Source organism: Bacillus sp. A260, assembly GCF_009861435.1.
GTDB lineage: Bacteria > Bacillota > Bacilli > Bacillales > Bacillaceae_G > Bacillus_A > Bacillus_A cereus.
The window spans coordinates 60,712-73,881 of sequence record NZ_CP046399.1; the positions used below are offsets into that span (position 1 = coordinate 60,712).

Here is a 13,170-nt window from a genome sequence, read left to right on the forward strand (position 1 = left end):
CATCTTCAATTTCAATATTCTTCACTTCCTCTCTAATTAAAGTGACAAGAACGTGTTGGACTTCTTGTTCTTATAAGCAATTCACTCTCTCCTTTACTGTTTTTCACAAAATAAAAAGCCTATCAACAATATTCGATAGACTTTTTTATGGATTTTACTAAATAAAAATTATTTTCTATAGTACTTTTTAATCTACGATAATGATGCTATTGACCTGATTTTTTATCTCCCTTTAACCATGCAACATCCTCATCAGACCACCCAGCAGGTTTACCATTTGAGAAAGGATTTTTAGGATCAACAGGCTCTATTAATAATTCATCATTCTTCAACGTTTTTGACCCCATGGTACCATACATATATGCATATAATTGTAGTGGTTGCGTTACCTCAAAATTCACCTTATTAGCCCCTATAGGCAGATTAGAATGTATAAGGAGATTATACTCTCCTAAGTCCGCCCAAATTGGGGCATATAATTTACGCTTCCCATCTTTCAATGCATTCTTTATACGAGAGTCTTTATCTTTTACTTGTTGATCCGTAAATAAATTACCCGTTTTTTGCTCTACATTTATATGTGGCAATTCAAAGGTAACATCAGTATTCTTTTTATCTGAGGTAACATTTTTTTTCGTTTCTTCCAGTGGAACAATGATATTATCCTCTTTTTTCTCATAATTTAAATGTGAATCAATTAACTTCTTATCAACTAAAGCCCCAGCCTTTATATCATTAGGAATTGCCAATTCATTGTGATAACTAATTTCCGTCTTTAATTCGTAACCGTAACCAGTTTTTTGCTTAGGCAGCCGTTTTAACGGAATCGTAAGTGTTTCATAAAAAACTTCCATTTCTTTTCCGACCTCACGCTCAGTCATAATAACACCTTTGTATTTTAGTTCCGTAGATTCCTTAGCATTCGCCTTAATTGTTTCCTCAGAAGACGTATAACCGTCTGTATCTACTTTCTCTTTTCCATTCATTATAAGAATAGATTCTTTATTTACTTTTTCAAATCTTACTTCATAATTTCTCTTATTATTTTTCTTTAGAAACTTAGAATCTACTTTGAATTTAATCTCTTCAGGTAGTTCTTCAATTGTATATACTTTACTTTCAACAAGCTTATTATCGGCCTTGTCATATAAATTAATATTCAGTTTCTCTTTATTAGAATCTTCATATACAATATCTTTATCTAACCTTACGGTTACTGGAAGTCCATTCTCAGCAGGTGCAGTATCAATTCTAATTTTTCGCAAACCCACATTTGCATCTGCTACGATTGTATACCTTACCTGATTAGAGACTGGTGATAATTTATAATCAACAGAAGTGTTAACAACCGTTTTACTTACATATTGGTCATCAAACTCATTATTGTAAGTACCTAATACAAGATTCATTTTCACAACATCACTACTACTCAAAGAATCATTTATATACAGCAAAATAGAGACCACTTTTGATAAGTCCTGCTCTCCTGTATACCTGTACCAACCATTTAATTGTAAATTAACCTTGTTGGGGTCATTCGATTCAACAAAGCTATTATTCAACCATATTTCAACGTTCTTACTATTACCATTTTCTAATGTCAACTGTTTTAAGAACGTTACACCATGAAAGGCAGATCCATTTCCATCCTTATTCCTAGGTACATATGTAAGTGCCTTTACATGTGATTCATCTTTTATTGTAGTGTATGGCTGGATCCCAATCTCATAGTCACTATTCTTTTTTCCAGCCACTTTCTTTATGGTTTCACTTACACCAACCATACCAATTTTCACAATAGAAATATTCTTAGAGCTTGTCCGAAACTTCTCTAATCTAGTATCCATAGAGCTACTCATTACATTTTGAATCTCTAGTCCTACTTGATTTCCCTGAGGAAGTAATACTGGATTAATACGTGCCTCAAAATTAATTTTTTTGAGAGTCTTATTATTACGTGTCAATGTATCATACCAAACGAGGTGATTACTCCCATCACCTTGCTGTTCAATTTTTGGCTCAATATATTGATCACCATACCTAGCTGATCCAACCACATAATCAAGGCCTTTTGGTATTTTCACTCTCATTTCCACTTTTTCATCTAAGGAGGTAGAGTCCATTGAATCGGGTAGTTTTGCCAAATTATCAATCGTCACACTTACATTGTCTGAACTATAATAAGTATTTTTATTAGTTTTCACATCACTACTTGTTTCACCGTTCATAATACCAAGTGTTTCAAAGTTTACTGTACTCCCTACAGGAGATTGAATTTTCGTTATGTTTCCCTTTTCATCATACTCAGTAAAGTTATTATACTTACCATTTTCACGAACTCGATAACCTTTTTTCCTATCCGCTGTAGGATAAATTACCGCATCAGTAACAGCTATATTTGGTGTACCTTTTTCATTGATACTACCAATTTTTTTCACTTTAACTGTTAAAGGGATATTCCTTGCTGCCAGTACACCATCAGCTATTTCTGCATGGACATCGTTCTTTATTGCTCCAACCTCACCATACTTTCTAGCTTCATCATATGTGCTAAACCAATCAAAGTCTTCAGCTTGCTTTTGGGTAATGGCTTCAAAAGAATTATCATTTGTTTTAGAAACTCCAAATGAGATAATTTGTTTATCACTATTTCTTATTCTGCCTCCCGTACTGATTGGATAACCTTCCGATAACATTTGATTTTTTGCTTGTTCAGCATAATCTTTTGATAAATAGAACGAATCAGGGTTCCACTTATAAACCATCATCGCCCCACCTTCAGTAACCGCATGAACATTTAAGTCACTTACTATTTTTACATTTTGTCCCACTATAACTGTTGGATCACCTTTAGATACAATTGTATACCCTACATTTGGTGTACCAAGCTCTTTACCCTCTGGTGAATGAAATGTTGTTTGTATAGAATAGGCACCTTTAGGATTATTCCTTTCAGAAAGAGTTGTTTTTGCTACTGTATTATAAGGTACAGTGTTTCCTTTTCCGTCTTCATAAGAATCAATAACAAGCTCCAAATAATAATACACATTGTTCGGTAGATTATCCTTATTATTTTTACCAAATGAATAATATTCATTTGCTGAATGAATTAAAAAACGTGTACTTGAAAATGCCTTCTCATTCTTTCCAAATGCAGGAATTACCGGGTAATTTGGTCTTGACATCATCGTTGGAAAAGTTGACCCTATAACGTAATCTTCTATACTACCAGTATATTCTACGTGTTCTTTAGTGATTTGCGGTTTATTTAATCGTACCACCCCACTATCCCATACACTGTCAATCGTATATTTATCAATATCACTCGTATTCCATTTATCTTTTGGAATATATGATTTGGGACTGTTTGCTGATTCAGTACGAGGATCTTTATAACCTTTCATACCAATCTCAAAACTTTCTGTACCTTCTTGCGGTATTTTATCAACTACTTTATCAATAGCTTGATAGTTAAATATCTTAATCAGCTTATCTCGCCCTTCAAAATCTAATATTTCTGAACCTAACGAGTTATTATCCCAATCAACCTTTCCAGAAAAATTAAAGTGATAATTAATCTTTCCAACAGGAAATGTAGCTCCCCGTAAATCAGTTCGATTCGGTAAATTATTGATAAATAAATCTAATGCAGTAGGATATATGATTGTACGATCATCGTTTTTCGCATCAGGATTATAAACCTTATAATCTAATCTAGGTAATCCAGCATAAGAAGTAGTAAAACGAGCCTTTACATTTACTTTTCCTGACGTAGTAACAGCGCTAATATTTTTAAATGATTGTGATACATTTTCACTTGTGATATCTTTCTCTTCAACACTCATGACCTGAATTTTAATGTTAGGCTTCAATTTTAAGTTATGTTCTGCCCCTTGTACTTCCACTGTAACAGGAATCATTAAGGAGTTACCTGTTTCTTTTAACATGTATTCCATATCAAAAGAAACAACTCCCTCCTCCAAATCCTCTTTACCACCAACAGCAAATTTGGCATTTACTCTTTTATTTGTGATTCCATTTTCCAATGTACCCGTAATTCTCAGCTTAATATTTTTTAGCTGATTGTGGTTTTTGGGGTTGATTGTCACTTTTAATGGATAAGTTACTGTATCAAACGTTCTTACAATTCCATTATTCGGGCTAGAATCATTGCCAGCTTCATCGTTTGAATCAAAAGGCGCTGTACCATCTACGATGTCGGAAGGCTTAATAAACGCTTCAAAATCAAACAATTCACTACCTTTTTTACCGTCTGCAACAACTACCTCATTGGGGGTCAGCCCCATGCTTTCCAAATCTGATTTTTCTTGTAGAACCGTTACATCATCCGTTTTCTTTTCTTGTACTGCCTCTTTGTTCATTGTGTTTTCTGCATATCCTATAGTTACAAAATCCGAAAAAATATTTATCAAAATGATAAGAGAAATTAATAGGATAAACCACTTTCGAGTTGACACTAAATATCCCCCCTCTTTAATTACATATAAACTCCTTTGAGGTTCTTTAATTTTTTTTCAGCCATGCAATATCTTCATCTGACCAATCAGAGGGTTTACCATTTGAGAAAGGATTTTTTGGATCAACAGGTTCTATTAGTAATTCATCATCCTTTAATGTTTTTGACCCAATTGTACCGTACATATATGCATATAATTGTAACGGCTGCGTTACCTCAAAATTAATCTTATTTGCTCCTATAGAAACTCCTGAGTCCACGAAAACATCATACTCTTCAAGATCTGCCCAAATTGGAACATACAACTTTCTCTTTCCATCCTTTATAGCGTTCTTAATACGTGAATCATGCTCTTTCACTTGTTGATCTGTAAATAAATTTCCCGTTTTTTGTTCTACATTCATATGTGGTAACTCAAACAAAAAGTCTATTTTATTTTTATCCAAACTACCCGTTTTTTTTGTTTCTTCCAAAGGAACAACAACTTGTTCTCCCTTTTTTTCATAGTTTAAATATGAGTCGACTAATCTCTTATCTACTAAAGCATTTGCCTTAATATCATAAGCAATTGCCAATTCATTATTATAACTAGCTTCCGTTTTCAATTCAAAACCATAACCCGTTTTTTGTTTTGGTAGTTGTTTTAATGGGATTGTAAGTGTTTCATGGAAAACTTCCATTTCTTTTCCGACTTCACGTTCCGTCATAATAACACCTTTATATTTCAGCTCCGTAGATTCTTTGGCATTTGCCTTAACTGTTTCTTCAGAAGATGTATAGCCATCTGTATCTACTTTACCTTTATGATCTACGATAAGAATAGATTCTTTATTTACTTTTTCTAGTCTCACTTCATAATTTCTCTTATTATTTTTCTTTAAAAACTTAGGATCTACTTTGAATTTGACTTCTTCGGGTAGTTCCTCAATCGTATAAACTTTGCTACCAACAACCTTATTATCAGTCTTGTCATATAAGTTAACATTCAGTTTCTCTTTATTAGAATCCTCATATACAATGTCTTTATCTAACCGTATGGTTACTGGTAATCCACTCTCAGCAGGTGCAGTATCGATTCTTATTTTTCTCAGGCTCAAATTTACATCCGCTACAATTGTATACTTTACCTGGTTAGACACTGGTGATAATTTATAATCAACTGAAGTGTTAACGACCGTTTTACTTACATATTGATCACCAAACTCATTCTGATACGTCCCATAAACAAGGTTCATTTTTACAACATCACTGTTACTTAATGAATCATTTATATACAGCAAAATAGAGACCACTTTTGATAAATCCTGCTCTCCTGTATACCTGTACCAACTATTTGATTGTAAATCAATCTTGTTGGGATTATTTGATTCAACAAAACTGTTATTCAACCATATTTCAACGTTCTTATTATTAGGATTATCTAGTGTCAATTGCTTTAAAAAAGTTATACCACTAAAGGCGGAACCATTTTCGTCCTTATTTCTTGGCACATATGTAAGTGCCTTTACATGTGATTCATCTTTAATGGTTGTATAGGGTTGAACACCGACTTCATAATCACTATTCTTTTTACCTGTAACTTTTTTAATAGTTTCACTCACACCAACCATACCAATTTTCACAACGGAAATATTTTTAGAACTTGTTCGAAACTTTTCTAATCTAGTATCCATAGAGCTACTCATTACATTTTGAATCTCTAGTCCTACTTGATTTCCCTGAGGAAGTAATACTGGATTAATACGTGCCTCAAAGTTTATTTTTTTAAGAGCCTTATTATTACGTGTCAATGTATCATACCAAACTAGATGATTACTCCCATCACCTTGCTGCTCAATTTTTGGTTCAATATATTGATCACCATATTTAGCTGATCCAACTACGTAGTCAAGTCCTTTAGGTATTTTTACCCTCATTTCAATTTTTTCATCTAAAGAATTAAAATCAACCTCTGCCGGTAACTTGGCAAGATTATCAACTGTAACGTCTACATTATCCGAGCTGTAATATGTATTTTTATTTGTTTTTATATCACTACTCGTTTCACCATTGATAATGCCCAATGTCTCAAAATTTATTGAACCCCCTACAGGTGACTGTAATTTAGTTAAATTACCATTTTCATCATACTCAGTAAAATTGTTATATTTACCATCTTCACGAATACGATATCCCACTTTTCGATCTGCTGTTGGATAAATAACTGAATCTGTAACTGTTATATTTGGTGTTCCTTTTTCATTAACACTACCAACTTTCTTAGTCTTAACATCAAAAGGAATAAAACTTGCTACTACTTCACCGTCACCCATAACTGCATTAATATCATTCTTAATCGCCCCAACTTCACCATACTTTATAGCTTCATCATACGTGTTATACCACTCATAATCTGCTTCTTTATTTTGAGTTAGAGCATCAAATGAGTTATCGTTTTTCTTTGCAATCCCAAATGAGATAACTTGCTTATCACTATTTTTAATTCTTTCCCCTGTAGAGGTTGGATACCCTTCATTTAACATATTTCCTTTTGCCGATTCTGCATATTGCTTTGTTAAATAAAAAGAATCTGTATTCCACTTATAAACCATCGTCGTTCCACCTTCAGTAACGGCACGAACATTTAAATGGCTAACTACTTTTACCTTTTGACCTACTATAACAGTAGGGTCACCTTTAGATACAACGTTATACCCAACATTCGGTGTTCCAAGCTCTTTTCCCTCAGGCGTATGAAATGTAGTTTGTATGGAATATGAGCCCTTAGGATCATTCCTCTCATTAATTGTTACAGAAGCTGTAGTGTTATAAGGTACCATATTCCCTTGGCTATCCTCATAAGAATCAATAATACATTTCAAATCATAATAAACATTATTAGACTTGTTAATCTTATTATTTTTACCTAAGGGATAATATTCATTTGGTGTATGAATTAAAAACCTAGTTGTTGCAAAAGCTTTTTGATTTTTATTGAAAGCAACTACTTTGTCAGCATGTGAAATCATTGTTGGAAATGTTGATCCAATAGTAAAGTCACTCACATTTCCTTCATAATTTATAACTTCTTTCGAAACCTTCGGTTTGCTTATTTGAGTAATACCACTATCCCAAACACTATTAATCGTATATTTTTCAATATCGGCCGCATTCCATTTTTCTTTCGGAATGTAAGATTTTGCACTCCCAGATTGATTAGTACGAACGTCTTTATAACTCTCTAAACCCAATTCAAAACTTTCTGTATTGGGTTGAGGGATTTTTTGACTTATATCATCAATAGCTTGATGATTAAAGATTTTAAAGGGGGTATCTTTTCCTTCGAAATCTAATTTCTCTACTCCCATTGATTGTGAATCCCAATCAACACGTCCACTAAACTCAAAGTGATAATTGACTTTACCAATAGGGAATGTAGCCCCCCTTATATCACTACGATTAGGGAGATTATCAACAAATAAAGATAATACAACTGGAAAGATAAAAGAACGATCATCTTTATCTACTTTTGGATTGAATACTGAATAAGCCAATCTAGGCATACCTGCATAATGAGTTGAAAATTTTGCCTTCACATTTACTTTTCCAGAAGCTATAACAGGGCTAATATCATTAAATGATTGCGACACATTTTCATTCGTAATATCTTCCCCATCCACACTTATAACCTGAATTTTTATATTTGGTTTTAATTTCAATCCCTGCTCGGCTCCTTGTACTTCCACAGTAACAGGAATCATTAAAGAGTTACCTGTTTCTTTTAACATATATTCCATATCAAAAGAAACAATTTCCTTCTCCAAATCTTCTTTACCACCAACAGCAAATTTTGCATTCACACGTTTATTTGTAATGCCGTTTTCCAATGTACCCGTAATCTTCAGCTTAATATTCTTCAACTGATCGTGTTTTTTCGGATTAATTGTTACTTTTAATGGATAGGTAACAGTATCAAACGTCCTTACAATACCATTATTAGGGTTAGAATCATTACCCGCCTCATCATTTGAATCAAATGGAGCAGTTCCATCTACAATGTCTGAAGGTTTGATAAATGCTTCAAAATCAAATAAATTACTACCTTTTTTGCCATCAGCAACGACTACCTCATTAGGTGATAATCCCATAATATTCATGTCTGATTTCCCTTGCAGTACAGTCACATCTTTGGCCTTTTTTTCTTGTCCCTGTTCTTGACTTGGTGTACTTTCTGCATACCCAGTAGAAACAAAATCAACAAGATTTCCTAATAGAATTATAACAACAAGCAATAAATTACATGTCCTTCTAATCCACAACGATAACGCCCCCCTTTCTTTAGATCCTTCTGTTAAAGAAAAGGGGGCGTTGGGCTTCTGACCTTATTCCTCATTTCGCTCTCTCCTTAAATAAAACAAAAAGGCCTATAACTTATAGATAGGCCTTTAAATAGATATGGTAGGAAGATAATGTAGCCTTTACTTTAAAATCTAATATCTTTAGTTATCTTATTTACTATGAATACTTTAAATAAAACAGCAAACAATCTTTTCCACTTATTTTTTTAAAATATATATAGTAAAAATAACAATCCAAAATGGTATAACTAAAAGGAGAGCATTTAAACATCCTTTAACAAATGCTCTTTTTTCGCCTTCAAAAACATATGGTTCTGTAGCTTTTACTAAACCGTTCATCTATTACACACCCTCAATCTAAAAGCAGATTAATAGAAAAATATTCAACTGCTATCCAACCTATTGTTACCAAAGTGATAACGCAAAACCACAAAAAAGCATCTTTTATATTATCCCTTATCATTCTCATGTCACTAATCTAATAAATAGTGAAAGGAGAAAATCAAATATTAATACCATAAAACACATTACCATAAACATAGATGGGTATATTAAAAATTTATTATCAAACACTTTAGTTCTTCCTTTCGGAGTTACTTTCTAGTAATTTTTGATAAAAAAGAGTAGCATCACTAAAATGATCCTACTCAAAATCCCACATTTATTCGAAATATTTTCATATCTTCTGCTATTTTAAAGTTGCAAAAATTATTTCTACCAAATTATTTTTATAAAAGGAGGATTCCATGTTGCCACTCTTACATTCTGTTGATTCAACTATATTACTCATGTTAAACACAAAAAATTTATATAAACATTATAAATTTCTTATTTTGTATAACACCCTATTTTTTAATTTAAATGTACAACCCAGTGCGTCTTTCTAACTAGCGTTATATTAAAAATTTCAAATGTATAAATAGTATTTAATCTATCGCAAAACACATCAATTCTATTGCCTAGACTGTAACGTTCGTCTAATTCAAATAAACCTATACTAATACTTTTGGTTTTAAGAATTTTTTTTGCTTTAAGGTTATTATTCAGTTTATCCACCCCTATTTTTTAGAACTTTTACTAAACTAAAGATTCGTTATGTAAAGAGTAAATGACCTGTTGAGTATTGTATCTATAGAACTTTGATAAAACCTTAGCTGTCGAATCTATAGTAATCATATATTCCGTTAATCCAACTAAATGAACCAACGGCACATTAGCGCTTACTAATAGATTAATACCTATGGCTTGGCAACTAATCAATTGCTTCACTGCATCCATTTTTTTTGCATTAAAACGATCAAAATTCGTAATAACAAGAATTAATAATTTTCCTGATTGCCTGTCCTCACTTAATTGCTTTTTTGCTTTTTTCATTACTATAAGGCATTCATCTTCATCCTTATAATTATTAAAATCTATATGACTGCTTGTCACCTCTGAATGATCTAATATATCCAGAATATCTTTTTGAATTTCCAAACTTAATCTATACTCTCCAACAACTAGGTATCCCGTAGGGTATTTTCTCTTTGTTGTTATGACAGCAGTAATCTGTTTTAAATACCTTTCCCGGCATCCCTTTCTCATCTTTTTTACTCCCTTTACAAGTAACTTACTTCAGTTACTGACAGAATCTCTTTTCAAACAAATTAATATTTAATCAACTTAATTCTATATAAAGCTATTTTTAATATTATAAACTAAAAAATAATAGGTCTATATTTATACATTTATAAATGCAAGAAGGAGATTCTCCATTTATAAATGGGGTGATTAGTCTCGTTCCACCCACTCGTTAAAGGCATGCTTGTACGATTAATCGCTCAGGAATACTCCGTTATGGCGCTATAATCAAATGTACAGCCCTTTAAGTAATATGCAGCCTTATTTCTAATTCTACAAAGTTAGACCACCACTTCATTGCTTTCTTACAAGCGGTACATATGACCCTCAGGGTTTATTCGTGTCTTTATTCTCCTAATTTCACGAAATAGAGTGGCAAACAGTGGTCGTGGCACTCCCCCAGCATCTATATAAATTTTTCAAAGAGCAATTGGGATTACCTTAAACTCATGAGAATTAATTTGTTTTTTTATATATATTAATAAATACAAAAACAACCCATGTCGATTCCAAAACTTTGGATAATCCCTAGTGTATTTTATACACAATTAAATTGATTAAATGTTTTATTACTTGCTAACTTTATTATTCTTTTTTACATATTTAACTTGCATCAGTTTACTACAAGTATTAGACTTCTTAGCAATTACGACTCCATAACTATTTCTAGCACATTTAATATATCTAAACATCGTAGCTACCGGAACTTCACGTTTTCCTACCGAATCATAAAGATTACCATTATCTAATACAATATAATCCTTACCTTGAAAAGTACTAACTGAATGCGCTTGTCTGACTAATGACATTACATCCATTTCTTGTAATACCCTTATGCTATGTGTTTTTCTACTAAAATCTTTTGTACGCACTCTCATTTTCTCCAATCCACTTAATTTAATAACTAATTTTCTCAGAATCAGCTACTAATTCTTCTACAATGTTTAACTCAACTTAAATCAAACTAATACTTATTACACCTTATAAAGATAAGCATACTTAAAGTAAAAAAGATTGTATCGGTTAGAAAAATAAAAAAGGCATAGACTCATGTTTTAGTCTACGCCTTTTTCTTCTCATACCGAAGAACCACCTTTTGAAGGATAACCAGAGCAAAATCAATAATAATTTGTAAAAATTACGCGCACCTACGGTCTTGTGAAATTACACAAAACAGTATAAAATTATTGATGTCGCATACTAGTTATGCTTCGCAAAGTGGGCAGCCATTCTAAAACACCATAACTGTTTTAAAAAGGTCGAAAATAATAGGAGTTGGCGCTCTTATTATTTTCTGCCCATGTAACTATATAATTATAAGCAGTTCACTTTTAAGATGTTATTAAACAATCTTTTAAAACAAGATTACAATGGTTTACCTCATATAGTCAATCCATAATTTATAAAAAATTGTAACATCTATCCAAATCACATGTAAGAATTCTCGAAAATTCCTTTGTTATCAGTCATCTAGCAACTGGGATTTTTTTTGTGAACTCCTTTATAAATCATTATACAAATTCATTTAGATATTACAATAGAGTCCCAAAATTAATACTTTTTGAAATGGTTTACATAGAATTCCTAAAAAAAAATCCCGAAATTCGGGATTAGGAAATAAACGGAATCTTATTCCGCTTGTTTCAATAATTGTTTTTCCAGTTTAATTTAGCTGCACAAACAATTCCCACAAAAAAGACAACCTATTATTGGCTGTCCATTTATTTGTGGGTTTATTTATATCATAGCGCTACATTACTATCTTAAACCTTGTTAAATTATTTTGTATAACAAGGTTATTTAAATGCCCTATACAATAAAAAACATAAAACTACATAAAATACTGTTTATTAAATTGATGTACTCTACAAGAATATCCAAAGCTTTTTTTGAGATTATATAATTAGAAAAATATTTATTCAAAAATTAATAGGTGACTTAATCAAATGTCCGGTTCTAATCGTAAAAATTACCACTATAACATTATATTAAAAAAGTTATATCAACCTGGATTAAAACGACAAGTCCCATCATTTTTTACTCACTAATTTTTCTTTGAAATGTTCACTACTAGATTTTCAAGCAGTGATTATACACCGTCTTCTTATCCATTAATGATGACTAAACAAAACGGTGTTTGGTATATATTTGTAAAATAATAAAGCATCTAAAAATATGTATTTTTGAGCATTTAACGAAAATATAGAACGGAAGTTACACGAATGGTAAAATATACGTAATTGCATAAAAGGTCTATATTGTGTATCTTTTAATGCCTATCAAGTATTCAACTTTGTAGTTATCAAAAGGACTGATTATACCGAATGGAGATAGGTTATATTTTAAAAAAATTGCGAACTTTATATGGTTATTCTCAAAAAGAAGTCGCTACAAAATTAGACATAAGTAAAAGTACATATTCTCGGTTAGAAAAGGATGAACAACCTCCTACATTATTTGTTATAAAAAAAATTATTACTCTATATAATATAGATGCAAATATACTATTAGGCATTGATCCTTATCCACAAGAATATGCTAAAGCAATTACAAACTTTACAAATCCCGAGACAAAATTACTGTTAGACGATAGTATAAAAAAACACATTGAAAATACGTTACCATTACTACAAAGGATCGATGGACAAACAAACAAAAATTAAAAAACTCTACCAATCAAGGAATTTTATTATTAATATGTAAAATTCCTTGATTAAAATCGTAAAACCCCTG

Annotated in this window: 6 protein-coding genes; 1 reads left to right on the top strand and 5 read right to left on the bottom strand. The window is 31.7% G+C overall.

The genetic code is table 11. The annotated features are described in order from the left end of the window. Positions 1 to 206 precede the first annotated feature (206 nt). The 5 genes from GD442_RS27065 to GD442_RS27080 all read right to left on the bottom strand — a co-directional run bounded on the left by GD442_RS27065 (position 207) and on the right by GD442_RS27080 (position 11,309). Complete coding sequence (locus GD442_RS27065; protein ID WP_159365269.1) at positions 207 to 4,478, bottom strand: fusion protein (includes pXO2-28-29-30); 4,272 nt, start codon at positions 4,476 to 4,478, stop codon at positions 207 to 209. A gap of 46 nt (positions 4,479 to 4,524) precedes the next feature. After that, positions 4,525 to 8,775, bottom strand: coding sequence for a fusion protein (includes pXO2-28-29-30) (locus GD442_RS27070; RefSeq protein WP_159365270.1), 4,251 nt, complete (start codon positions 8,773 to 8,775; stop codon positions 4,525 to 4,527). Between the two features lie 237 nt (positions 8,776 to 9,012). Further along, positions 9,013 to 9,153 carry a hypothetical protein gene (locus GD442_RS27945; RefSeq protein WP_179953540.1) on the bottom strand — a complete coding sequence of 47 codons (141 nt, stop codon included), beginning with the start codon at positions 9,151 to 9,153 and terminating at the stop codon, positions 9,013 to 9,015. A gap of 738 nt (positions 9,154 to 9,891) precedes the next feature. Further along, on the bottom strand, positions 9,892 to 10,401 hold the full coding sequence (locus tag GD442_RS27075) for a hypothetical protein (protein WP_149150192.1): 510 nt from the start codon (positions 10,399 to 10,401) through the stop codon (positions 9,892 to 9,894). A 605-nt stretch (positions 10,402 to 11,006) separates the two neighbouring features. Next, positions 11,007 to 11,309 (bottom strand): hypothetical protein, encoded by a 303-nt coding sequence (locus GD442_RS27080; RefSeq protein WP_146719121.1) that lies wholly within the window; start codon positions 11,307 to 11,309, stop codon positions 11,007 to 11,009. Positions 11,310 to 12,761: 1,452 nt separating this feature from the next. Here GD442_RS27080 and GD442_RS27085 point away from each other — a divergent pair. Then, positions 12,762 to 13,100, top strand: a complete 339-nt coding sequence (locus GD442_RS27085) for a helix-turn-helix domain-containing protein (RefSeq protein ID WP_098256002.1) — start codon at positions 12,762 to 12,764, stop codon at positions 13,098 to 13,100. Positions 13,101 to 13,170: the final 70 nt, after the last annotated feature.